Origin of the sequence: Sulfitobacter undariae, from assembly GCF_014196805.1 — a bacterium.
GTDB lineage: Bacteria > Pseudomonadota > Alphaproteobacteria > Rhodobacterales > Rhodobacteraceae > Sulfitobacter > Sulfitobacter undariae.
Window position 1 is genome coordinate 99,940 of record NZ_JACIEI010000002.1, and the last position, 21,566, is coordinate 121,505.

27 protein-coding genes are annotated in these 21,566 nt (G+C 55.3%); 12 read left to right on the top strand and 15 right to left on the bottom strand.

The genetic code is table 11. The annotated features are described in order from the left end of the window. Positions 1–9 precede the first annotated feature (9 nt). From GGR95_RS03880 to GGR95_RS03915, 8 genes are all read left to right on the top strand, one after another. Positions 10–807: a S49 family peptidase gene (locus GGR95_RS03880; protein WP_184563009.1), complete on the top strand. Its 798-nt coding sequence runs from the start codon at positions 10–12 to the stop codon at positions 805–807. 165 nt (positions 808–972) lie between these two features. After that, positions 973–1,935: a calcium/sodium antiporter gene (locus tag GGR95_RS03885; RefSeq protein ID WP_184563011.1), complete on the top strand. Its 963-nt coding sequence runs from the start codon at positions 973–975 to the stop codon at positions 1,933–1,935. Positions 1,936–1,945: 10 nt separating this feature from the next. Then, positions 1,946–2,725 (top strand): SDR family oxidoreductase, encoded by a 780-nt coding sequence (locus GGR95_RS03890; protein WP_184563013.1) that lies wholly within the window; start codon positions 1,946–1,948, stop codon positions 2,723–2,725. A gap of 284 nt (positions 2,726–3,009) precedes the next feature. Continuing rightward, the gene (uvrC, locus tag GGR95_RS03895) at positions 3,010–4,875 is read left to right on the top strand and encodes an excinuclease ABC subunit UvrC (RefSeq protein WP_184563015.1); all 1,866 of its coding nucleotides are present in this window, start codon (positions 3,010–3,012) and stop codon (positions 4,873–4,875) included. Between the two features lie 148 nt (positions 4,876–5,023). After that, entirely contained in the window at positions 5,024–5,689 is a 666-nt protein-coding gene (pgsA, locus tag GGR95_RS03900; RefSeq protein ID WP_184563017.1) for a CDP-diacylglycerol--glycerol-3-phosphate 3-phosphatidyltransferase, read from the top strand. Further along, positions 5,689–5,934: a molybdopterin converting factor subunit 1 gene (moaD, locus tag GGR95_RS03905; RefSeq protein WP_184563019.1), complete on the top strand. Its 246-nt coding sequence runs from the start codon at positions 5,689–5,691 to the stop codon at positions 5,932–5,934. The genes pgsA and moaD overlap by 1 nt, the downstream gene beginning before the upstream one ends. A gap of 1 nt (position 5,935) precedes the next feature. Then, on the top strand, positions 5,936–6,379 hold the full coding sequence (locus GGR95_RS03910) for a molybdenum cofactor biosynthesis protein MoaE (protein WP_184563021.1): 444 nt from the start codon (positions 5,936–5,938) through the stop codon (positions 6,377–6,379). A gap of 80 nt (positions 6,380–6,459) precedes the next feature. Continuing rightward, positions 6,460–6,906 carry a universal stress protein gene (locus GGR95_RS03915; protein ID WP_184563023.1) on the top strand — a complete coding sequence of 149 codons (447 nt, stop codon included), beginning with the start codon at positions 6,460–6,462 and terminating at the stop codon, positions 6,904–6,906. 11 nt (positions 6,907–6,917) lie between these two features. Here the strand turns inward: GGR95_RS03915 and GGR95_RS03920 are convergent, their stop codons facing one another. The 3 genes from GGR95_RS03920 to ubiA form a co-directional block, all read right to left on the bottom strand. Further along, positions 6,918–7,244, bottom strand: coding sequence for a hypothetical protein (locus GGR95_RS03920; protein ID WP_184563025.1), 327 nt, complete (start codon positions 7,242–7,244; stop codon positions 6,918–6,920). Beyond that, on the bottom strand, positions 7,241–9,139 hold the full coding sequence (locus GGR95_RS03925; protein WP_184563027.1) for an OmpA family protein: 1,899 nt from the start codon (positions 9,137–9,139) through the stop codon (positions 7,241–7,243). The genes GGR95_RS03920 and GGR95_RS03925 overlap by 4 nt, the downstream gene beginning before the upstream one ends. A gap of 63 nt (positions 9,140–9,202) precedes the next feature. Next, complete coding sequence (gene ubiA / locus GGR95_RS03930) at positions 9,203–10,177, bottom strand: 4-hydroxybenzoate octaprenyltransferase (protein WP_184563029.1); 975 nt, start codon at positions 10,175–10,177, stop codon at positions 9,203–9,205. A 12-nt stretch (positions 10,178–10,189) separates the two neighbouring features. Between ubiA and GGR95_RS03935 the strand changes: the two genes are divergently transcribed. From GGR95_RS03935 to GGR95_RS03950, 4 genes are read left to right on the top strand one after another with little or no spacing between them, the layout of a single operon-like run. After that, positions 10,190–10,912, top strand: a complete 723-nt coding sequence (locus tag GGR95_RS03935; protein ID WP_184563031.1) for a 16S rRNA (uracil(1498)-N(3))-methyltransferase — start codon at positions 10,190–10,192, stop codon at positions 10,910–10,912. Continuing rightward, positions 10,912–11,781 carry a GNAT family N-acetyltransferase gene (locus GGR95_RS03940; RefSeq protein ID WP_184563033.1) on the top strand — a complete coding sequence of 290 codons (870 nt, stop codon included), beginning with the start codon at positions 10,912–10,914 and terminating at the stop codon, positions 11,779–11,781. Before GGR95_RS03935 ends, GGR95_RS03940 begins: the two co-directional genes overlap by 1 nt. Beyond that, positions 11,778–12,305, top strand: coding sequence for a hypothetical protein (locus tag GGR95_RS03945; protein WP_184563035.1), 528 nt, complete (start codon positions 11,778–11,780; stop codon positions 12,303–12,305). The genes GGR95_RS03940 and GGR95_RS03945 overlap by 4 nt, the downstream gene beginning before the upstream one ends. A 55-nt stretch (positions 12,306–12,360) precedes the next feature. After that, positions 12,361–13,731 (top strand): glutamate--cysteine ligase, encoded by a 1,371-nt coding sequence (locus tag GGR95_RS03950; RefSeq protein WP_184563037.1) that lies wholly within the window; start codon positions 12,361–12,363, stop codon positions 13,729–13,731. Between the two features lie 2 nt (positions 13,732–13,733). On the opposite strand, the gene GGR95_RS03955 is transcribed toward GGR95_RS03950, so the two are convergent. From GGR95_RS03955 to GGR95_RS04010, 12 genes are all read right to left on the bottom strand, one after another. After that, positions 13,734–14,312, bottom strand: a complete 579-nt coding sequence (locus GGR95_RS03955) for a DUF805 domain-containing protein (RefSeq protein ID WP_184563039.1) — start codon at positions 14,310–14,312, stop codon at positions 13,734–13,736. Positions 14,313–14,459: 147 nt separating this feature from the next. Continuing rightward, a complete protein-coding gene (locus GGR95_RS03960) occupies positions 14,460–14,810 on the bottom strand; it encodes a hypothetical protein (protein WP_184563041.1) in 351 nt (116 codons plus the stop codon). A gap of 32 nt (positions 14,811–14,842) precedes the next feature. Next, positions 14,843–15,280 carry a hypothetical protein gene (locus GGR95_RS03965; RefSeq protein WP_184563043.1) on the bottom strand — a complete coding sequence of 146 codons (438 nt, stop codon included), beginning with the start codon at positions 15,278–15,280 and terminating at the stop codon, positions 14,843–14,845. A gap of 89 nt (positions 15,281–15,369) precedes the next feature. Beyond that, positions 15,370–15,903, bottom strand: coding sequence for a GbsR/MarR family transcriptional regulator (locus tag GGR95_RS03970; protein ID WP_246423278.1), 534 nt, complete (start codon positions 15,901–15,903; stop codon positions 15,370–15,372). 98 nt (positions 15,904–16,001) lie between these two features. After that, the gene (locus GGR95_RS03975) at positions 16,002–16,661 is read right to left on the bottom strand and encodes a DUF3108 domain-containing protein (RefSeq protein ID WP_184563045.1); all 660 of its coding nucleotides are present in this window, start codon (positions 16,659–16,661) and stop codon (positions 16,002–16,004) included. Beyond that, positions 16,658–17,266, bottom strand: a complete 609-nt coding sequence (plsY, locus tag GGR95_RS03980) for a glycerol-3-phosphate 1-O-acyltransferase PlsY (RefSeq protein WP_184563047.1) — start codon at positions 17,264–17,266, stop codon at positions 16,658–16,660. Before plsY ends, GGR95_RS03975 begins: the two co-directional genes overlap by 4 nt. Before the next feature lie 14 nt (positions 17,267–17,280). Beyond that, entirely contained in the window at positions 17,281–18,555 is a 1,275-nt protein-coding gene (gene pyrC / locus GGR95_RS03985) for a dihydroorotase (RefSeq protein WP_184563049.1), read from the bottom strand. Next, on the bottom strand, positions 18,552–19,064 hold the full coding sequence (locus tag GGR95_RS03990) for an ABC transporter permease family protein (protein WP_184563051.1): 513 nt from the start codon (positions 19,062–19,064) through the stop codon (positions 18,552–18,554). The genes pyrC and GGR95_RS03990 overlap by 4 nt, the downstream gene beginning before the upstream one ends. Beyond that, positions 19,061–19,492: a hypothetical protein gene (locus tag GGR95_RS03995; RefSeq protein WP_184563053.1), complete on the bottom strand. Its 432-nt coding sequence runs from the start codon at positions 19,490–19,492 to the stop codon at positions 19,061–19,063. The genes GGR95_RS03990 and GGR95_RS03995 overlap by 4 nt, the downstream gene beginning before the upstream one ends. Positions 19,493–19,589: 97 nt before the next feature. Continuing rightward, the gene (locus GGR95_RS04000) at positions 19,590–20,123 is read right to left on the bottom strand and encodes a hypothetical protein (RefSeq protein WP_184563055.1); all 534 of its coding nucleotides are present in this window, start codon (positions 20,121–20,123) and stop codon (positions 19,590–19,592) included. Next, positions 20,120–20,614, bottom strand: a complete 495-nt coding sequence (locus GGR95_RS04005) for a hypothetical protein (protein ID WP_184563057.1) — start codon at positions 20,612–20,614, stop codon at positions 20,120–20,122. The genes GGR95_RS04000 and GGR95_RS04005 overlap by 4 nt, the downstream gene beginning before the upstream one ends. Further along, the gene (locus GGR95_RS04010) at positions 20,611–21,549 is read right to left on the bottom strand and encodes an aspartate carbamoyltransferase catalytic subunit (protein ID WP_184563059.1); all 939 of its coding nucleotides are present in this window, start codon (positions 21,547–21,549) and stop codon (positions 20,611–20,613) included. Before GGR95_RS04010 ends, GGR95_RS04005 begins: the two co-directional genes overlap by 4 nt. Between the last annotated feature and the right edge of the window lie 17 nt (positions 21,550–21,566).

The window sequence follows — 21,566 nt, forward strand, 5'->3', positions numbered from 1 at the left end:
ATGGAGTGTATGAAACAATGGCTCCCCTTTTTGAAAAGCGATCCGACTGTTGCCGTGATACGGCTGTCGGGAATGATCAGTACATCCGGTCGCGGTGCACTGAATGACCAAGGGCTTGCCCCGCTGATTGAAAGGGCCTTTACCAAAGGTAAACCCGTTGCGGTGGCGCTTGAGGTGAACTCGCCCGGAGGCAGCCCAGTGCAATCGTCGTTGATCGGGGCGCGGATCAGGCGGTTGGCCGACGAAAAAAACATCCCCGTGATTGCCTTTGTCGAAGATGTTGCCGCCTCTGGTGGCTATTGGCTGGCAGCGGCAGCGGATGAGATTTACGCAGATACATCGTCGGTGGTTGGGTCAATCGGGGTGATCTCTGCTGGGTTTGGCCTGCATGAGTTGATGGCGAAAAACGGTGTTGAACGGCGCGTGTATACGGCTGGTAATTCCAAATCCATGTTGGACCCGTTTCGCCCTGAAAAACCCGAAGATGTCGCACGGCTTAAAGAGCTTCTGGAAGATATTCATGTCAATTTCAAAGAGCACGTGATGGCGCGCCGCGAAGGCAAGCTGTCGTTGGAGCGTGATCTGTTCACTGGTGAAATCTGGCTGGCGCGCAAAGCGATCGAAGTTGGGCTGATCGACGGGATCGGGCATCTGGTGCCGTATTTAGAAGACCGATTTGGTAAGAAGGTAAAGCTACGCCGTTACGGAGCTAAAAAGGGCCTTCTGAGCCGCTTTGGCGCGCAGATTGTAGGCGATGCACTGCATGGTGTCGAAGAACGTGCGCAATTTGCGCGGTTCGGGTTGTGATATGATCCTCAAGATTGTTGCCCTGTTTTTGGTATTTATCGGCGTTCTGGGGTGGTTTGGTAAAATGCACTGGCTTGGGGCTAAATCCCTGACCCAGCGAAAATGTAACAGCTGCGGTCGCTACCGCATCGGAAAAGGGCCATGCGCCTGTGGAGGAAAACGGGGATGATCACTGCTTGGCTGTTGTCGGGTCTTGGCTTGCTAATTTTGTTGCTGGCGGGGGATGCGTTGGTAAAAGGTGCGGTGAACCTGAGCCTGAGGATCGGTATTCCTGCGCTGATCGTCAGCCTGACCATCGTTGCGTTTGGCACCTCTGCGCCCGAACTTTTGATTTCGGTCAAAGCGGTTTCGGACAATCTGCCGGGTATTGCGCTGGGTAATGTGGTGGGGTCGAATACGGCCAATATCCTGTTGGTGCTGGGTATCCCCGCTTTGATGGCGACGATGCACACCTCAGAATGCGACACGCGAAAATCGTTCAACCAAATGATTGCAGCGACCATATTGTTTATTGGCTTGGCCTTTCGCGGTGTGTTTGACTGGGTTGCGTCAGTGGTGATGCTTTTGGTCCTTGCTGTGATCCTTATTGATGCGGCACGTGACGCGCTGGCGCATAAAAAGGGCGATGCTACCTGTGCCGCAGTGGGCGAAGACGATCTGGAAGGCGTTGACCCGGATATGCCCAGCTGGCGCATAGCTTTGTTCTTGCTACTTGGGCTGATTGGCCTGCCTTTGGGGGCGTCCTTGCTGGTGGATAACGCCACGGTCATTGCCAAAGCGTTTGGCATCAGTGACACGGTGATCGGCCTGACGTTGGTGGCGGTCGGGACTTCTTTGCCTGAATTGGCTACAACTGTTGTTGCTGCTTTGCGGCGTCAGGCGGATGTGGCGCTGGGCAACGTTATCGGGTCCAACATGTTCAATCTGCTAGCAATCATCGGTATTGCAGGGTTCATCGGGCCAATCGAAGTTGATCCGGAGTTCTTGCAATTTGACCTATGGGTCATGTTGGCGGCGTCTTTGATGCTGATCCCTTTTGTTTATCTGGGGAAAAATATCACCCGCCTCTGGGGGATCGGGCTGAGCACTCTATACGCCATCTATCTGGTTGTTGTTTTAGTTGGCTAAGGAGGCTTCTATGAAGCGCGCATTAGTGACCGGTGCAGGCAAGCGGCTGGGCCGCGCTATGGCGCTTTATCTGGGCGACCGTGGTTTTGATGTGGCCATTCATTACGCCACTTCACAAGACGAAGCCGCGGAAGTCGTGAAGCTGATCCATGCAAAGGGGCAGCAGGCGGTTGCGATACAAGCAGATCTGCTTGAATTGGATGCGATGGAGGGGCTTCTACCCGCTGCTGCAAATGCGCTGGGCGGTCCTATCACCTGCTTGGTTAACAATGCTTCGATATTTGAATATGATTCAGTTCTTAGCGCCACGCGGAGCAGTTGGGACCGTCACATGAACTCAAACCTGCGTGCGCCTTTTGTCCTGACACAAGCCATGGCCGCGCAGGGCTTGCAGGCGGTGCAGGATGAGGCAGGGGAGCCGGTTTCTTCGGGTTTGGTCGTCAATATGCTCGACCAGCGCGTGCGCAAGTTGACACCTGAATTCATGACATACACGCTTGCGAAAATGGGGATGTGGGCGATGACACAAACCACAGCACAGGCGCTGGCCCCCCATATGCGTGTTAACGCAATCGGCCCCGGACCGACGTTACAAGGCAGCCGCCAATCGCAAGCGCATTTTGAGGGGCAAAGGGCCGCTACAATCCTGAAACGGGGTGCCAATGCAAGCGATGTCACCGCAGCGCTAGGCTATTTTCTGGACGCACCTGCAGTCACGGGACAATTGCTCTGTGTGGACGGGGGGCAGCACCTTGGGTGGCAGACGCCTGATGTCTTGGGGGTAGAGTAAGGCGCGACCTACGAGAGTTTTGCACCTAAGGTGAGTTTACAGCCTTTGGGGGCACATAAAGAGGCCGTAATATGCTATTTTACATAGCTGAAATAAAAATATCCAATTAAATCAGTATGATGTGGATGTGCCTAAAAATTGAACAAATTGACGAAGCAGTTAAAATGTAACGAAAAAACACGAGTATACGAAAGTTATCATCAGAGTTATCCACAGGATAAGTGGACAGGTTTGTGGTTGCCGTTCGGTTGTAAGTGTGGGCGAAAAGGAAGAATCGGGAAACAATGCCAGATCGCGAAAACATCCCTTTAACAGGCTATGACCGTATTCAGAGTTATCTGAACACGATTGATGGCTCACCGGGTGTTTACCGGATGCTAGATAGCGAAAGTCGCGTTTTATACGTGGGCAAGGCCCGCAACCTGCGTGCCCGCGTTAGCAACTATGCGCGGCCCAATGGGCATAGCCCGCGTATTGCGCGGATGATCGAAAATACGGCATCGATGATGTTTCTGACAACCAAGACCGAAACAGAAGCACTGCTTTTGGAACACAACCTGATCAAGCAGCTCAAGCCAAAATACAATGTGATCTTGAGGGACGATAAGAGTTTTCCCAGTATCGTCGTCACCACTCAGGACGACTATCCATTGGTGAAGAAACATCGCGGTGCGAAAAAGGAAAAAGGGGCGTATTATGGCCCTTTCGCGAGCGGCGGGGCGGTGACAAGAACGTTGCACCAACTACAGCGGATTTTTCTGCTCAGAGATTGTAGCAACGCGGTATTTGCGGGCCGTACACGCCCCTGTTTGCAATATCAAATCAAACGCTGTTCTGCCCCCTGCGTAGGGAAAATCAGCCAAGAAGAGTACAAACAGACTGTAGATGACGCGCGGCAGTTTTTGGCAGGCAAGACCACGGGTATCCAGACGCGGCTTGCCAGTGAAATGATGGCCGCATCTGAAGAAATGGAATTTGAACGGGCTGCTGCGCTGCGTGACCGGATCAAGGCGCTGACGCAAGTTCAGACGGCGCAGGGCATCAACCCGAAAGGCGTGACTGAAGCCGATATCATTGGGCTGCATATGGCAGACGGACAGGCCTGCGTTCAGGTGTTTTTCATCCGTTCGGGCCAGAATTGGGGCAACCACGACTATTACCCACGGCTTAGCGCGGATGTCGAAGCACCCGAGGTGCTGGAAGCCTTCATCGGGCAGTTCTATGATCAGCGCGATCCCCCACGCCAGTTGATCCTGAGCCATGAGATTGAAAACCCTGATTTAATGGCAGGGGCGCTTGCCAGTAAAATTGACCGTAAAGTTGAAATACTGGTGCCCCAGCGCGGGGAGAAGGCTGAACTGGTGGAGGGGGCGCTGCGCAACGCGCGTGAAAGCCTCGCCCGTAAGATGGCCGAAAGCGCGACACAGGCCAAGTTGCTGAAAGGGCTGGCAGAGGTATTCGATCTGCCCCAAGTACCTGCGCGGATCGAAATCTATGACAACTCCCATATTCAGGGGGCTTTTGCTGTGGGTGCGATGGTTGTCGCAGGGCAAGAGGGGATGATGAAAAACCAATACCGCAAATTCAACATTCGGGGCGAAGACCTGACGCCCGGTGATGACTTTGGCATGATGAAAGAAGTACTCACGCGGCGCTTTAAGCGGCTGATCAAGGAAGACCCCGAGCGCAAAGAGGGTCATTGGCCTGATCTACTGCTGATCGATGGCGGCGCGGGGCAGGTCAGTGCTGTGCGTGACATTATGCGCGAATTTGGTGTTGAGGATATTCCGATGGTCGGTGTGGCCAAAGGGGTGGACCGTGATGCAGGGAAAGAAGAGTTCTACCGCACGGGCAAACCTGTGATGGCGTTGCGGCACAATGATCCGGTTCTCTATTTCATCCAGCGCATGCGAGACGAAGCCCACCGCTTTGCGATTGGAACGCACCGTGCCAAACGCGCAAAAGCTGTTGGTGCTACGCCGTTGGACGATGTGCCGGGGGTAGGGGCGGCGCGCAAGCGGGCGTTGCTGGTGCATTTTGGCTCAGCCAAAGCGGTGAGTCGTGCCAACCTGAATGACCTGAAGGCCGTGGAGGGGGTATCGGGGGCATTGGCCGAAACGATCTATGGCTATTTTCACGAAAAAGGATAGTACCGCGTAAGGCCTTGGTTTTCATGAAGCATATGAAACTGGGTTTTAGAATGAAACGAAGAAGCAAGACGGCGCTTTTTATGTGAAGCTGTGTAGCGGGCAACTGTTCATGCTTTTACGTTAATGTTGCACAGTGTAGGGTGATGGAATGAAGTGGAACTTACCAAATATCCTGACCGTCATTCGCTTGGCCGCAGCACCTGCTGTCGCGGTGATGTTTTTGTATTTCACGCGGCCCTACGCCGATTGGTTTGCGTTGATCTTATTCGTGTCGGCTGCGGCAACCGATTGGATCGACGGCTATCTGGCACGGGCATGGAAGCAAGAAACCAAGCTGGGCGCGATGCTGGACCCAATCGCGGATAAGGCGATGGTGGTGATCGCACTGATGGTCATTATCGGCTTTTCCAGTTGGTCACCTACGCTGGTTTTACCTGCCACAGTGATCTTGTTTCGCGAGGTTTTTGTCTCGGGACTGCGGGAATATCTGGGGGATACGGCGGGTACGTTGAAGGTTACGAAACTTGCAAAGTGGAAAACCACCCTTCAGATGACAGCAATTGCTGTGTTGTTCAGCCAAGGTGTGTTTGAACATTACCTTGGTATGACGATCTATGGGATGGATGATGCTTTGGTTGCTGCCATTTTGAATGGCACCGAAGAAGACATTCTGGGCCTAGCTTGGAAAGCTATGGCGATGGAATGGTCTGGCCTGATCGGGCATTGGTTGCTGTGGGGGGCTGCGGCGCTGACAGCAATCACGGGTTGGGATTACCTGATGAAAGCAATGCCCTTTCTCAAGGAGGGACGTTGATGGATGTGTTGTATTTCGCTTGGGTTCGTGAGCGGATCGGGGTGCCGCGCGAAGTTGTTGAGACGTCGGCGGCAACGGTCATGGAGCTGGTAGAAGAACTGCGCGCCCGAGAAGAACGCTACGCGGTTGCGTTTGAGGATATAAGCGCGCTGCGCGTTGCATTGGATCAAGAACTCTCCGAGTTCGATGCACCGCTTGCCGGTGTGCGGGAAGTGGCATTTTTTCCGCCAATGACAGGCGGCTAAGATGCGGATTTCGGTACAAGAGCAGGCTTTTGATCCCGGGGCAGAGCTGACTTCTTTCTCGGCAGGGCATCGAAATTTGGGGGCGGTTGTCACCTTTACCGGTATCGTGCGTGATCTGGCTGATGGTTCGATGGACGTCATGGAAATTGAACATTATCCTGGCATGACCGAGAAAGCGATCACTGCGATTGCACAGGACGCGATGGCACGTTTCCGGCTGGGCGATGTGTTGGTGATCCATCGCTATGGGCGGTTGCATCCTAGCGATATGATTATGATGGTTGCTACAGCGGCCCGACACCGCAAGGATGCTTTTGACGCTGCAAGTTTCTTAATGGATTATTTAAAATCCCGCGCCCCTTTCTGGAAGCGTGAAGTCTCTTCAAAAGGGGCGGCATGGGTTGCTGCCACGGATGAAGACGAAGCGGCCTTGGAACGATGGTGACGCTGGGGCGTTGATCCACATCAAGGTGGTAGATGCTGTAAATTGTTAGGCTGATGCCATCATTTACAGGAGGACGAAATATGTTCACTTCGATTGTTGTCGGTATCGACGGCTCTGACGCGTCAGAGCGCGCATTGATCATGGCATGTGGTATTGCCAATAAGTTCGATGCTGGTTTGGAAATTGTTCACACCCCACGCGATGAAACGGTGACCTATGCGGCGGATGCGATTTCGGGTTTTTATATCGGACCCAATGTCGCACAGCAGGACATGTTGCTCGAAGCTGCGGAAAAGCTGTGTGAAAAAGCCTTGGCGATTGCCGCAACGGAGCGGGTGCAAAATGTTACGGCCCATGTCGGGCGTGGCGACCCCGGTAATGACGTGTTGAACAGAGCCGAAGCCGTCTCAGCAGATTTGATTGTCACAGGTCGGCGTGGTCTGGGCGATTTCAGAGCATTGGTCTTGGGCAGTACGTCGCACCAGATTGGCAAACATGCAAAATGCGCGTGTATGACTGTACCGTAAGCAAGCAGAGTTTAACCTGCCATCTGGCTCTCTATGTAGGCACGCATTTCCTCTGCCTCACGACGCGCGTCGCGTAGACCATCCATCGCGGCCCGCAATTCGGCTTCGGTTTGAGAGAGCTGGTTGGTCAACTCTGCCTCACGTTGTTGAAGATACGTGATAGCTTGATCGCGGGTTTCTTCTGCTTCGTGAAGCTCTTGGCTCATCCGGTCCAGCTGGGCAACGTCGTCTGCGGCCACGCGTGTGAAGCGGTGCAAAAGCCAGTTGGCAAACCAGCCCATACAAAATGCGACAAACAGAATAATGGCTGTTGCGAGTTTAAATTGAAATCCGTTCATTCGGTAGCACTCTCTTCTGTCGACTCTTCGGAAGGTGTATCACCGTTTTCGGCAGTGTTTTCCAGCGTTGTTTCGGTCGGTGTCTCCGCGGTGTCAGGACGGATCAAGTGAAATTCGATGCGACGGTTTGCTTCTCGGCCCACTTCAGTGCCGTTATCGGCAACGGGACTTTCCTCGCCGTAACCGACGGCTTTGAAAGATCCGGTAACCACGCGACGTGCACGCAGTTCGTTTAGAACTGATTCTGAGCGGCTTTGGCTTAGGGCGAGGTTCATTTCTTCGCGGCCCTGACTGTCAGTATAGCCCTGAATTTCAAGCGGCAGATCACCACAGCGCTTTAGCAAGGTCGCGATACTGTCCATTGTGCCCAATGCGGATGCGTCAATTGTGGCCGACCCCGGCTCAAAATTAATTTTCCCAGCAGCAACAATTTCGCCAATCTCTGCTTCACACTCGCTGGGAGTAGGAAGGCCCAAGACTGGATCAAGCTGCTTTTGATAGATGACGTTGATGTCAAAACGTGCGCCTTCTCCCAATTTACCTGCCAGCAGGGATGCTGTTTCAGTGGAGGCATCGGGGTTACCGGTGTTGCCAGTGAGGACAAGGTTATCAGGCAGTACCCGCACAGAGCCATTTTCGAGTTTACCCAAGGCTTCGAGACCAGCAAGCACACGCGTGGGCCAATCTTGGGGAAGGTCATCAACAACGCGGGTGGCTGTATAAACCTTATCGGACCCGAAACGCGCCTTGGCAAAGCTACTGGCAAGTTCACGCAAAGCTTCGTTGTTCACCCGGCCGCGTAATTGTATCTGGCCTTCGGCGCTGAGTGTTGCTGTAAACTCTGGTGGGCCAGCATTTGGGTCCTGCGCCTCAGGTAGTTTCGATTGCAGGGCAAAGACAGGGGGGAGGGCATTTTCGAGTTCGCCAACAACCGTGTCAAAGTCGGCTTGGCTGGTGCCGGGCGCTGCGAGCAAGGAAATGTCTGCATCAACGATGGTGATCGATCCTTGACCCAGTTTTGTAAGTGCATTGATCGAAGCGGTAACGGCATCTGCCCACTTGCGGCTTGGGACGCCAAGGCCAACAGTGCAACGCGGTGCAGTCGCGCCAGCAGCTTTTGCCGCGTTGATAATGCGTTCCGCCGCCACATCTGTATCAGCCGAGCAGGCATCAAAGCTGGCGCCGTCTTCTGTGATCTGGAAACGGGTTGTGAAGGGGGTAATGACGGGGCGCGGCGCAGAGATGTTCAAATCCAACGCCATACCTTCGGGGGCCATTTGCCTCAGATTTTTTTCCAGACGGGCCTTTTCAGGGGCGCTATCGGTAATGGCGGTAATGGCCACATGCTGGGCGCGGATTGAAATTTTGGCGCGGGGCAGGCTGATCATGGCAGACAGCGCATAATCCAGCGCGGTGGTCCACCCGTCGGGCGATGGATAGTCAGCTGATTCCAGAAGATCGGTCACCCCAGCAGAGCCTGCAATGTTATTGAAGCGAGCGATCAGATATTCACGATCAGTGCTGGTTGGGATTAATCCAATGACGGAGAGGCCGCTGTCATTACGCAGGATTTCAGCCGAGAACTTTGGCGCAGCCAGTGCCTCTTGCGCGGCAACTCCCATGTCATCAATAACGCGGGTTGCGTCGACGACAGATCCCGCAGTTGTCAGTGCCGAGAAACGTACAGCCTCTGTTGGGGCGATGCCCGACAGGGAAACTTGTAGCCCGTTGGCCTCAACTTCGGCCCATGTCATGCCTTTGGCATCCAGCGCGTCACGTACGCCAATTTCTGATGAATCTTCGATCAGGCTGACTGAAAAATTAGCTGCCACAAGCGAAATCATGGCGGCAGCGGCGAAGGTCAGGAATATTGTGAGTAGTGAGGAGAGGCGCATAGGCACTTTCGCGATAGTTTAAATATTAAGCATGGTGATAGCCCTGTGTGACTTGTGGTGCAATCACAGGAGTAGGGCCAAACCGAAGAATAGAAGCGGAATTATGCCTGTGTCGCGATTAACGCGAAACAATTGCAGCATTTTATCGGAATTGTGGATATCCAACCCGCGCAATTGCCATGCCATATGCCAGCCCATGGCCCACGGCCCCACGATGGCAGCGCCTAACGCCGGAACGGACACGCTATTCACAGTGGAGAAAATCACGGCAATGCCCATGAGGCCAACTGTTGCCACCAGAAAACGGCGCAGCCAGTGGTTGGTGTTTTCTCCAAACAGTCGTGCGGTGGATTTCACGCCAATCAGCGCGTCGTCTTCGGTATCTTGATGGGCGTATATGGTGTCGTAGAACAAGGTCCACGCAATCCCTGCAAGGTATAAAACAACCGCAGGCGCATCCAGCCGCCCTGTATGAGCCGTCCAAGCCAGCAAGGCGCCCCAGTTGAATGCGAGCCCCAAAAACACCTGCGGCCACCATGTAAAACGTTTGGCAAACGGGTAAATTGCAACAGGAATAAGTGCCAGCACGCCAAGACGGATCGCCGCAGCGTTGTAGGTCAGCAGGATCGCGAAGGAGATGAGGGCCTGTATTGTCATCCAGACGGCAGCGCCTTTGACACTCACTTGGCCAGCGGGAATCGGCCGCGACCGCGTTCGGGCAACCTGTGCGTCTATGTCGCGGTCTGTGATGTCATTCCAAGTGCAACCAGCACCGCGCATCAAGAAGGCACCGATGCCGCAACTGACAAAAATCCACAGATCACCCCAGCTTGTCTGCCCGTCATAGAGCATGACCAGTGATAACCCCCACCAACAGGGAATCAGCAAAAGCCATGTCCCGATCGGCCTGTCAGCACGGCTTAGCCTCAGGTAGGGGCGGGTGGCGGCAGGTGCATAAAGGTCAACCCAGTTACGCGAATAGGCATCTGCGACCACTCCATTTTCTTGTGGCTCTGGCGGTGGGGCACTGTCTTGCATATATCCAACCCTATGGACGCGAAAATTAGACTGTATGTAGAGCACCCTTTGGGTGTGGGGCAATCGGTTCCTTTGGATCGAGGGCAGGCGCATTACCTCTTTGGGGTGATGCGGCAATCTTTGGGCGCGCATTTGTTGCTGTTCAACGGCACAGATGGCGAATGGCGCGCCGAGGTGGTGGAGGCAGGCAAGCGCGGTGGCGTGTTGCGCTGCGTCGAGCAGACCAAACCTCTGCAACTGCCGCCCGATCTGTGGCTGTGTTTTGCCCCGATCAAAAAGGCCCGTACAGATTTCATTGTGGAAAAAGCCACTGAAATGGGCGCGGCGCGAATCGTGCCAATGCAGACGGAGTTTACCAATTCGGGTCGTATCCAGCGTGACCGGCTGCAAGCGCATGCCGTAGAAGCCGCCGAGCAATGCGGCGGCACCTGTGTGCCCGAGGTTGTCGATTTGGTCCGTTTCAGGAGCTTGATGGATACGTGGGATAGCACGCGGAGAATCATGTTCTGCGATGAGGCATTGGCAACAGCAGCCCCTGCCTTGCTGCAAGGGGCTGTCGGGCCTTGGGCAATCTTCATCGGACCAGAGGGCGGTTTCTCGGCGCGCGAGCGCGAAAAATTGAACGGATTGGAGTATGCGGGCGCGGTGTCTCTTGGACCACGGATTTTGCGTGCGGACACGGCTGCGGTGGCGGCGATGACCGTTTGGCAACAAACTTGCGGTGATTGGGTCTGATGTCGGCGCTTGTTCACTTGCGCGAGGTGCAGCCTCAGGAGGCCGCTGCCTTGGATGCGTTTTTGGCGCAGCACCCTGAAACCTCAATGTTTTTGCGTGGCAATCTGGCGGCGCATGGCATCGGCAACCGTGACCACCAACATGGTACAACCTATTGGATCAATGCGGCTGGACCGATTGAGGGTGTTATCGGCTGTTCCAACGGCGGGTATTTGATGTGTCAGGCCCCAAGGGCGGATGACGCGTTTTGGCGAGCGGCGGCGGATGTATTGCTAGGCCGCGAAATTGGCGGGCTGACGGGCGTACCCGATCAGGTCAATGCATGGATCGCTGCTTTGGGATTTAGCGATGATGCGTTTCAGGTCAAAGAGACTGAGCCGCTTTATCGTTTGAAGTTAGATCAGGTGATCACGCCCGAAATGGCAGGGGTGCAGTTACGCGCGCCACAGATGTCCGATCATGCGATTCTGGTCGAATGGTTCGCTGGTTATGCCCAAGATACAGGCTTTATGCCCTCAGGCGGGACATCGTCAGACGAGGCCGCAACGCGCTTCATTGCTCATGAGGCAGCGCGTGTATTGGTGCAAGGCGAGACACTTGTCGGGATGGCATCTCTTAATGCCTTTGTGGGGGAAACCGTTCAAGTCGGCGGGGTATATGTGCCCCCTCATCATCGCGGGCAAGGATTCAGCGGTGCTGTTGTTGCAGCGCTTTTGGCCGGCTTGCAGGGGCAAGGCATCACAACAGCTGTGCTTTTCGCGGCCAGCGCCATCGCGGCACGGGGTTATGAGCGTATCGGTTTTAAGCACATCGGAAGTTATGAACTGGCGATTCTGAAATCTCCGGTGTTGATAAAAAGGGGCGCATGATGTTTTTCAGACCTGAAGCAAAGGCCGCTCTTTGGCGGTGGCGCGAGGTGCTGGTTGCGGCTGCGATGGCGCTGTTGGGCTTGTGGCTGATCACAGGGCCGGGCCTGCTGCTTGCGGTTCCCGGATGGGCGCTGGTGCTGGGCGGTATGGCTTTGTGTTTTGTCGGATTTCAACGGGCGCGGTTTCGCGGTACGGGAGATGGTGTGGGTGCAGTACAGGTGGACGAAGGGCAGATTTCATATTTCGGGCCGCTTACTGGCGGCGTTATCGCGCTGCAATCGCTTGAGCGGTTGACGCTGGATGCCACCCTTCACCCGCCGCATTGGAAGCTGGATGCAGCAGGGCAACCACCTGTGCTCATCCCTGTAAACGCGGCAGGATCGGACGCGTTATTTGATGCTTTTGCGACCCTGCCTGATCTGCGGACCGAACGAATGCTGACCGAGTTGCGTGCCAAACGTGGCCACGCAGTTGTGATTTGGGAGCGCAAGCCCTTGCGCCCTGCCCACGCCCTGCTGCATTGACGAAGCAGAGATTCTCCGCAAGGCTGCGGTTAAACCCCTAAAGTGAGTGCCTAACATGTCTATCCCACAATCCGGCGGCGGCCCGATCGAACATTTTGACCAATTGGCCGAGTATCTATCGGATGGCTGCAAGCCTAAGGACCAGTGGCGGATCGGCACTGAGCACGAGAAATTCGGCTATTGCAAAGACACGCTGCTGCCGCTGCCCTATGAGGGTGAGCGCTCTATCCGTGTGATGCTGGAAGGGCTGCGTGATCGCCATAACTGGACCCCGGTTGAAGAAGGCGGCAAGCTGATCGGGTTGGAAAAAGACGGTGCCAATGTATCGCTTGAACCCGGCGGTCAGTTGGAGCTGTCAGGCGCTCCTGTCGAAACAATCCATGAGACATGCGATGAGGTGAACACCCACCTGCGTGAAGTCAAAGACGTAGCAGATGAGATTGGCGTCGGCTGGATCGGCCTTGGGGCCGCACCTATTTGGACCCATGAACAAATGGATCTGATGCCCAAGGGCCGCTACAAGCTGATGAACGACTATATGGAAAAAGTCGGCACAATGGGGCGTACCATGATGCGCCGCACCTGTACTGTTCAAGTGAACCTCGATTTTGGATCAGAAGCGGACATGGTGCAAAAAATGCGCGTGGGTGTGGCCTTGCAGCCCGTCGCCACAGCGCTATTTGCGAACTCTCCGTTTTTTGAGGGCAAGCCGAACGGCCATAAATCATGGCGCAGCCGTGTTTGGCGCGATTTGGACAATGCCCGTACTGGGATGATTCCCTTTATCTTCGAAGAAGGTTTCGGTTTTGAGGCATGGGTGAACTACGCGCTGGATGTGCCGATGTATTTTGTCTACCGCGATGGTAAATACATCAATGCGCTGGGGATGTCGTTCCGTGACTTTCTTGAAGGAAAACTTGCGGCCCTACCGGGCGAAACGCCAACGATGAGCGATTGGGCAGATCACCTAACCACCGCCTTCCCCGAAGCACGGATGAAGAAATATATCGAGATGCGCGGCGCTGATGGCGGCCCGTGGCGTCGCCTGTGTGCGCTGCCTGCTTATTGGGTGGGCATGATGTACGACCAAAATGCGTTGGATGGCGCGTGGGATCTGGTCAAAGACTGGAGCAAAGAAACACGCGAAGAGCTGCGGATTGCGGCGTCTGTTGACGGGCTTCAGGCCGAGGTGAACGGGATCAAAATGATCGACCTTGCCCGCGAAACTGTTGCGCTGTCAGAGGCGGGCTTGAAGGCACGTGCCCGCAGTGGTGCGGGTGGTTTGGTCCCTGACGAGACACATTTCCTGAACGCGCTGAAGGAAAGCATCGAAACAGGCAAATCCCCAGCTGATGAGCTGCTGGATTGCTATGGTGGCGAATGGGCCGGAGACTTGAGCCGGATTTACGGTGATTTTTCCTACTAAACCTAGGCGGCTGACGCAGGTTTGAGAACGCGGGTGCGGTAGTACTCCGATATCTCTGATTTGCGCGCCGCTTGAGTCGCTGCTGACACTGGTTTGTCTTTGTCGAACAGCAGAGCATAGCCCTGCATTGCTTTTTGATGGGCATCCATATCGACGGCTTTTGAAGAATTTTTTGCCTTGCCTGTTTGTGCCATTGGACGTGTGGGCGTGCTGCCGCTGGATGGCATAGCATACAGCACCAGTATGGCGATGCCGCCGACGATAGGAACAAAGGACAGGAGCCACCAAAAGCCCGACATCCCTGCATCATGTAAACGCCGTATGCACAGGCTGGTGTAAGGGATGGTGACTAGTACAAGGTAGTAGCCGGTGCCGAAATCAAACAGGCTTAGGTCTGATAGGGTTAAGAGGTTCTGGCCTGTGCTTAGGGCGGCAAGTTTGGCCAAATCGAATACGGTAACGATAAGGCCGATGACGCCAATAGCTAGAAAAGCCCACCAAAACTCCGAGCGGGTTGCGCGGCCTTCGAAGTTAAAGGCATTCACTACGGCCAGTTTCAGCGCGATGAGGGGTCCGGTCATAGCTCATTATCCTAAATTTAGGTTTGATTTCTTGATAATCTATGAAGGGCATCCGTGTCGTTAACTGGGGCAAAATGTGGTGAATTCACGACAGAGTCGTAAAAAGGCCCGCATGAGCGCGGACCTTTTGTCGATTTCTAAAAGGGGTTAGGCTGGCGCTGCTGCCACTTGCTTGGGCTTTGCGTCATACATTACTGCGCGCAGGGTGCCGATTGCTTGGGTGAATCCAAGCCCAAGGCACAGCGCGGCCAAGCCGAGCGCGGTAAGGAAGGCGACCATAGGCGCGTCTGCTAGTAAGGGCAGGGTGGCACCGATCAAGATTACACCACCAGCGCCAATCGCGCTAAAGCCGGTTGCAATGGTGATGGCACCGGTACGGGCTATGGCACGACTTTGCGGGCACTCACCCAGCAAACTGCCAATACGTAGGATCATAACGGCCAGTGCGGCAAGAGCACCAAAACCAAGGGCGATGTAGAAAAGGGCAAGAATAAGCATGTCATGTTTCCTTTCAGAAGTGTGATGAGGGGTTAGAACGGGCGCGGCTTTGCAAAGAAGTCGCGGCGCAAGCTGTGGTAAATTTTTGCAAAGACGTAGGTCCATAAGGGGGCAAAGACCATACCGAAGCCGATGTACATAAAACCAGTGGCGAAAAACTCTCTGTCGCCAGTCACGGCAAAAATTAGCAACAAGGGCGCAAACCCGACGATCATCGACGCGAAGGCCACAAAGGCCAAGTCACTCGGCGCACCGTCGTGGTGGCGTAAATACCAGAGCAGAACAGGGGTGCCGACCATGAGATAGAGCGGCCCGCCCAATATGAGCGCAAACACAGGGATGAAAAGGACCCAGAAACCACAGAGGGTGACAACCAAAGGCCCGCCAATCAAAGCGACAAAGAATGCAACGGGATCAATGACGTAACGGGTCGGGTATGGGATGTGCGGCGGGGCGATAAGGGTCTGCATGTGATGTCCTTTCAGTGTGTCGCGGTTCTGAATTTATTATCATTTCTGTCATAAGAGAAATTAAAGGCCAAAAGTTAGACCTATAGCCCCTAGCCGTCCTTACCCTTTGGCAAGAAACGGGCAACGCGGGCACCAAGGCGGATCGCCGCCATTTGAACGGAGCGGGGCAGGCGCGAGACATCTGTGTACCAGCTGTCAAACATCTGCATTGTATCAAGTGTCTCTTTGATCCGTGCCTTAACGGCGGGTGGTGTTGCATCCTCTTCTGCCTCGCGTTGGACTTCCTCCAAGGCGCGCAGGGTCGGGGCAAACTCACGTTCGCGGCGGCTCTCGATCACGGTAGTGGTGAGTTCGAACATGTCGCGGACTGACGTAAAGTGATCGCGGCGATCGCCGAGCTGGCGTTGGGATTTGACCATGCCAAGGCTTTGCAATTCCTTCAGCCCGTTGGACACATTCGAGCGTGCCAGATTCAAAAGCTCACAGATTTCATCCGCATTCAGCGGATCAGGCGAGATGTGCAGCAGCGCATGGATTTGCGCGACTGAACGGTTGGTGCCCCATTTCGCACCCATGTCACCCCAGTGGAGGATAAAGTTCTGCATGGCGGGGGTCAGGTGCATTGGAACGACTCATCTGTTAATTTCTGTAATGACAGAAATATCAGAATGGATCGAATGTGCAAGAAAAATCGACGACAGATGCTTTCGGTGCTTTTGGTTCATTTTTCGCGCGAAAGTCTGACGTTGAAGAGGCCTGAGGATATTTTGAGGTGTTGCAGGGTTTGTTTGCCGCCTGCTGTGCGATAGATCAGCTCAATCTTGGCCGAGGAAATGCCGAGAGGTGACAGATGGCCCGGCCCTGCAATTACTTTGTAGCTGACAGCACAGGTCAGCGTTTCGCCAGCCTGCGTTCCGCGGTCGGAGCGCATCGCGACAACGCGGCGGCCATCATACATTTGGATCGGTGCAGGGCAGCCTTTGGCGCGAAACAGTTGTGCCATTGCACGCACGGGGTCCATGACGCCTGCGGGTACTTTGTTGATGTCAGATAAGGCTGTCAGCTCGTCTTGGGGTGTGATTGCGGTGCCCACAGCGCGGGCTTTCGCAATCTCCACCGTGACCACGCGGTTTTTGCGCGATGATCTGCTTTCGCCAGTAAAACGGCTGGTTGCCGTGTTGCCAATGCTGGTGCCAGTATAGTTTCCGTTGAAAACCCCCAAGGGAGTGTTGTCCAAGGTCGATGTCAAAATGGTTTTGCGCCCGGTCTCGGCGAATTTGATCTGTCCCAAGGCTTTGCCGCCCAAGGAAACGCTAAAACTCTCAGCACCCACAGGCGCGGCGAGCATCAAAAAACACAGCGTAGCTGCCGGAAACTTCATCCCTTTTGACCTATTTTGGGTTCGGTACCCGCACGAATGCGAGCAATGTTTTCGCGGTGACGCCAGAACACGATCAGCGTCAACGCCAGAGCGAGCAGATATGTCGTGCCAAAGCCGGTAAGTACAACCAGAACGCTGGACATCGCCGCCGCAAACAGTCCGCCCATGGAGGACATGCGTGACAGACCCGCCGCGACAAGCCATGCAATGCACGCGCCAATGCCTGCGGGCCACGCCAGCGCCAGCAATATCCCCAAGAAAGTCGCGACACCTTTGCCGCCTTTGAACTTGAGCCAGACAGGGTAGCAATGCCCCAACATCGCAGCGAGCGCCGCGATTTGTGCGGCATCTTCGCCACTAAAGGCACGCGCCAGCAGCAGCGCAACCGCCCCTTTGGCGCCATCCAATAGCAGGGTCGCAATGGCGGCGGGTTTTGACCCCGTGCGCAGCACGTTGGTGGCCCCGATATTGCCAGACCCGATTTCACGTAGGTTGCCAAGGCCCATCACACGGGCAATCACAACGCCAAAAGGGACAGATCCGATGAGGTAGCCAATTACGGCCCAGAGCAACAAAACAGAGACGGTGCTTTCAATTAGCGGCATGGGGTACTTTCCAGTTAAACAGAATAGACGCAGGAGCCTGCAACATAGGTTGATAGAACCTTACCCTGCATGCGCACTCCGTCAAATGGGGTATTGCGTGATTTTGACAGCAATGTTGCACGGTCCAGCACAAAGGGCGCATGGGCGTCAAACAACACCAGATCCGCAGGCGCACCCTCGGCCAATCGCCCCGAAGGCAGGCCCAACCGTTTGGCAGGGTTAAACGACATAGCACGCCACAGTTGCGGCAGCGTGATCATATCCGCATGCCACAGACGCAGCGCTGCAGGCAGCAGCGTTTCAAGCCCCACGGCACCTGATGCGGCCTCTTCAAACGGCAGGCGTTTGCTTTCTTCGTCTTGCGGGGTGTGCATAGAGCAGACAATGTCGATCAGCCCCGATGCCACGGCTTCAACCATTGCAAGACGGTCTTCTTCGTCGCGCAATGGCGGCTTGAGCTTGAAGAACGTACGGTAGTTCGCCACATCCAGCGCGTTCAGCGTCAGGTGGTGGATGCCAATGCCCGCTGTCACATCCAGCCCGTTGCGTTTGGCGCGTTCCAGCGGCGGCAAGGACCGCGCCGAGGTGATCTGATCCGCATGATAGCGCGCACCTGTCATCTCGATCAAAGCAATGTCACGGTCCAACCCCATCCGCTCGGCCATGGGCGACACGCCGGGCAAACCGCGAAGGGATGCGAATTTGCCAGATGTCACCGCAGCGCCACGGCTCAGGATCGGTTCTTGGGGATGGGCGATGACCAAGGCACCAAGGCTGCGGGCATAGGTCAGCGCGCGGGAGAAAACTTTGGTATCGGTGATCACATGGTCACAATCGGTAAAGGCCACCGCACCAGCGTCCATGAGAAAGCCGATCTCGGTCATCTCGCGGCCCTCACGGCCTTTGGTCAGCGCGGCCATGGGCAGCACGTTGACGGGCGTTGTCTCATTGGCGCGGCGGGTGACGAACTCCAGTGTTTCGGGGCTGTCGATGGCGGGAGCGGTGTCAGGGCGGGTGATCATCGTGGTGACACCGCCTTTGGCCGCTGCCATTCCCGCCGAGCGGTAGCTTTCTTTATGCCGTTCACCCGGTTCACAGACTTTGACACCCAAATCGACAATGCCGGGGGCAAGGTATTTACCGCCGCAGTCGATGATCTCTCCTTTTGGGTTGGCTAGATCACCTGCGGTGACAGCAGCAATGCGGCCATTTTTAACAGTAAGCGAGCCGACCGTTTCGGTCCCGTTTTCAGGATCAATCAAAGTGGCGTTGATGAAATGAAGCGTCATGGCGTCTCTTTCTGGATTTTCAGTATGAGGTGGTACACTTTGTCCACATCGTCAATCCATGTGAATTGTGGGGGGCGTGTGGGAAAGGGGTGGTGCTTGCTTCGGCCGGGGGGGCCAAAGGTGATTGTATGCTCGTGGTCGGTACGGATTTTTCGCTTTGGTGTGATGCGGATTTTGCGCAGGCGCGGCTTGGCCCATGGGTATGACAGGCCGATGATAGCGCGGCGGGAGGTGAGTGTGTAATAGCTATAGCGCCGCGCGACCGTATTGCGACAGATTGCATAGGTCGTGACGGCAATTCCTATACCCAGAAATATCAGCCCTACGATCCAGAATATGGCGCCTGCGAATACCACGATTGTCATCCATATCAGGGCAAAAGCACTGAACAACATTCCGAATGCCATCATGAAGAACTCTTCACGAGTCATAGAGAAAACAGTGTCGGGTCGACCTTGCCAGAGGATCGTTTCATCCGCTTCCAATATGCCGTCCCATGGGTCGCTCATGGCAGCAGTCGGGCGCGGGCGGCTAGAATTTGCGCTGCGATGCTGGCAGGCTCTGGCACATAGGCGATACACACGCGCTGCCTGTCCTTGAGGAAGAGTACAACGCTCCACCCCAACCGCGTGCGGACATCCGTGATATCCGCCATCGGGATACGGACTTCGCCGTCCGGGCCATGGTGGATGACGGCATCGGTGCGCAGATACCAACGGTTCTGGCGGATAGCCCGCCAACGCGTCGGATCATCAACGCCGAAACTATAGAGGAGGCTCAAGATTGGCGCGATATAGATCAGCGGCCAATACCCCGTCGACTGGGCAACTCCCCAGCCGAACAGGGCCAAAGCAGCGGCGGTTGTCACGCCAGCCAGCGCGCAACGGCGCAGGTACACCCGCAAGTTGGGGGACCAGGCAGCGAGCGGTTCGCTCACCCTGCCATCCAGACCATGCCTGCAGCCACGGCGAATGCGACCAATAGCGCGACGGTAGCAACGCGGCCCGACATTTTGGGATCAGGTTTGGGTTCTTTCATTTCAGTATCCACCATATCAAGAGAAGTATCAGCACCATTGCCACAGCGGTAATGCCACTGCCCATGCGCATCCGACCTGCTGTTGTGGGTTTGCCGCCCACGCCAGAATAGAGTTTTGCGGCATCAGAAGCGATCGGTGCCGCGCCATGTAGGGCTTGGGGTTCGGCATAGGTGCCGATCAGGGTCAACGCGCTGTCAGGGGTAAAGGTGATACCGCCTGCGTCACTGACCTTGGAGAAAAGAAGCAGCACATAACCGTCCAGCGCTTGCAGGCGGGTTTGATCACGGCGCAGCGCGGCTTTGTCCACGTCATACCCGTCACTGAGATACTGCATCAGGCCCACGCCCGTCAGGTCAGATAGGGCGAACAGTTCAAATTCACCCTCGCTTACGGAATGGTTAAGCAGTTGGGCCGCCACAGCGCTTTTAGGCTGCTGTTTTAAGGTGCGTGCCATATCCGCCATCGGGCGGGAAATGGCAAAAACGCGGATTACGCCGTGTTCAGATTGGGGAATGTCGATCACAGTCATACGCGTGCCTCCAGATGGGGCAACAGCGCGTCTGTGTGCTCGACAAATTCAAACCCTATTTCGGTCTTTTTCTTGGCCTCGGGGAGCAGAAAAGTTACGCTGGCGGGCATTGTATTGCGCAAATTTGGGGCGGTAATCGTTTCGCGGGGAATTGCCTTCACGCGGGTTTTCTGCCCCTCTATACGAAACATCAAGGCCCGTTTGTCTGTCAGGGCATAGCGGGTCGCCGCAAAGGCTTTGAGCTGCCGCCATGTGGCCCAAGCAGGGATCAACACCAACAGGGCAGGCAATAGCAACAGCCAGACGTCATTGTCTTTGCCTTGGGTGGCGATGATAAAGCCGCCCGCCAGAAACAACCCTGCCGCCGCCATTGGCGCAGGGCCATAAAGCCGCCAATTGCGCCAATGCAACCGCGGCTTTGGCTGGCCAGTCCAGAGCAGCTTTTCATCTGGCTCCAGCACTGTCTCCCAAAAATCGGTGGGGTTTTTCATTTCCGGCTCTCTGCAAGGTTCTGCGCCAGCAGATCCATCGCCGCCATACGCACAGCCACACCCATTTCCACCTGATCCTGAATAACGCTGCGGTTGATGTCATCCGCCAGAGTTCCGTCGATCTCGACGCCACGGTTCATCGGGCCGGGGTGCATGACAATTGCATCGGGTTTGGCGTGGGATAACTTTTCGGCATCTAGGCCGTAGCGGTGGTAATATTCCCGTTCGCTGGGGATAAACCCGCCGTCCATGCGCTCTTTTTGCAAGCGAAGCATCATGACAACATCGACGTCTTTCAGGCCTTCTTCCATGTTGTCAAAGACCTCGACACCGAATTCACCAATGCCTGATGGCATCAGCGTGGGTGGTGCAATCAGGCGGATGCGGTTTTCCATTTTACCAAGCAACATGATGTTTGAGCGTGCAACACGGCTGTGTGCGATGTCACCGCAAATGGCGATGGACAAGCGGTGCAGGCGGCCCTTGGCGCGGCGGATCGTCAATCCGTCCAGCAGCGCCTGTGTCGGATGTTCATGTCGGCCATCACCTGCGTTCAGCACGGCGCAGTTCACTTTCTCGGCCAGTAAATCCACCGCGCCCGATTGCGGATGACGCACCACCAGCAGGTCAGGATGCATGGCGTTCAGGGTCATCGCCGTATCAATCAGGGTTTCGCCCTTTTTGATAGATGAGGCCTGCATGGCCATGTTCATCACATCTGCGCCCAATCGTTTGCCTGCAATTTCAAAGCTGGCTTGGGTGCGCGTTGAATTTTCAAAGAACATGTTGATTTGGGTCAGACCCTTAAGCGCGGAGCCGTGTTTGTCAGGCTTGCGGTTTTGCTCGGCATATTTGTCGGCCAAATCCAGTAGGGTTGTGATCTCTGACGGATGCAGAGGCTCTATGCCGAGCAGGTGACGGTGGGCGAAACTCATGGCGAAAACCTCTGTCT

Bases quoted from the DNA above. Each gene is read 5' to 3' on its own strand.
- GGR95_RS03880 (WP_184563009.1), top strand. From the start codon at position 10: ATGAAACAATGGCTCCCCTTTTTGAAAAGCGATCCGACTGTTGCCGTG.
- GGR95_RS03885 (WP_184563011.1), top strand. From the start codon at position 973: ATGATCACTGCTTGGCTGTTGTCGGGTCTTGGCTTGCTAATTTTGTTG.
- GGR95_RS03890 (WP_184563013.1), top strand. From the start codon at position 1,946: ATGAAGCGCGCATTAGTGACCGGTGCAGGCAAGCGGCTGGGCCGCGCT.
- uvrC (WP_184563015.1), top strand. From the start codon at position 3,010: ATGCCAGATCGCGAAAACATCCCTTTAACAGGCTATGACCGTATTCAG.
- pgsA (WP_184563017.1), top strand. From the start codon at position 5,024: ATGAAGTGGAACTTACCAAATATCCTGACCGTCATTCGCTTGGCCGCA.
- moaD (WP_184563019.1), top strand. From the start codon at position 5,689: ATGGATGTGTTGTATTTCGCTTGGGTTCGTGAGCGGATCGGGGTGCCG.
- GGR95_RS03910 (WP_184563021.1), top strand. From the start codon at position 5,936: ATGCGGATTTCGGTACAAGAGCAGGCTTTTGATCCCGGGGCAGAGCTG.
- GGR95_RS03915 (WP_184563023.1), top strand. From the start codon at position 6,460: ATGTTCACTTCGATTGTTGTCGGTATCGACGGCTCTGACGCGTCAGAG.
- GGR95_RS03920 (WP_184563025.1), bottom strand. From the start codon at position 7,244: ATGAACGGATTTCAATTTAAACTCGCAACAGCCATTATTCTGTTTGTC.
- GGR95_RS03925 (WP_184563027.1), bottom strand. From the start codon at position 9,139: ATGCGCCTCTCCTCACTACTCACAATATTCCTGACCTTCGCCGCTGCC.
- ubiA (WP_184563029.1), bottom strand. From the start codon at position 10,177: ATGCAAGACAGTGCCCCACCGCCAGAGCCACAAGAAAATGGAGTGGTC.
- GGR95_RS03935 (WP_184563031.1), top strand. From the start codon at position 10,190: ATGGACGCGAAAATTAGACTGTATGTAGAGCACCCTTTGGGTGTGGGG.
- GGR95_RS03940 (WP_184563033.1), top strand. From the start codon at position 10,912: ATGTCGGCGCTTGTTCACTTGCGCGAGGTGCAGCCTCAGGAGGCCGCT.
- GGR95_RS03945 (WP_184563035.1), top strand. From the start codon at position 11,778: ATGATGTTTTTCAGACCTGAAGCAAAGGCCGCTCTTTGGCGGTGGCGC.
- GGR95_RS03950 (WP_184563037.1), top strand. From the start codon at position 12,361: ATGTCTATCCCACAATCCGGCGGCGGCCCGATCGAACATTTTGACCAA.
- GGR95_RS03955 (WP_184563039.1), bottom strand. From the start codon at position 14,312: ATGACCGGACCCCTCATCGCGCTGAAACTGGCCGTAGTGAATGCCTTT.
- GGR95_RS03960 (WP_184563041.1), bottom strand. From the start codon at position 14,810: ATGCTTATTCTTGCCCTTTTCTACATCGCCCTTGGTTTTGGTGCTCTT.
- GGR95_RS03965 (WP_184563043.1), bottom strand. From the start codon at position 15,280: ATGCAGACCCTTATCGCCCCGCCGCACATCCCATACCCGACCCGTTAC.
- GGR95_RS03970 (WP_246423278.1), bottom strand. From the start codon at position 15,903: ATGCACCTGACCCCCGCCATGCAGAACTTTATCCTCCACTGGGGTGAC.
- GGR95_RS03975 (WP_184563045.1), bottom strand. From the start codon at position 16,661: ATGAAGTTTCCGGCAGCTACGCTGTGTTTTTTGATGCTCGCCGCGCCT.
- plsY (WP_184563047.1), bottom strand. From the start codon at position 17,266: ATGCCGCTAATTGAAAGCACCGTCTCTGTTTTGTTGCTCTGGGCCGTA.
- pyrC (WP_184563049.1), bottom strand. From the start codon at position 18,555: ATGACGCTTCATTTCATCAACGCCACTTTGATTGATCCTGAAAACGGG.
- GGR95_RS03990 (WP_184563051.1), bottom strand. From the start codon at position 19,064: ATGAGCGACCCATGGGACGGCATATTGGAAGCGGATGAAACGATCCTC.
- GGR95_RS04000 (WP_184563055.1), bottom strand. From the start codon at position 20,123: ATGACTGTGATCGACATTCCCCAATCTGAACACGGCGTAATCCGCGTT.
- GGR95_RS04005 (WP_184563057.1), bottom strand. From the start codon at position 20,614: ATGAAAAACCCCACCGATTTTTGGGAGACAGTGCTGGAGCCAGATGAA.
- GGR95_RS04010 (WP_184563059.1), bottom strand. From the start codon at position 21,549: ATGAGTTTCGCCCACCGTCACCTGCTCGGCATAGAGCCTCTGCATCCG.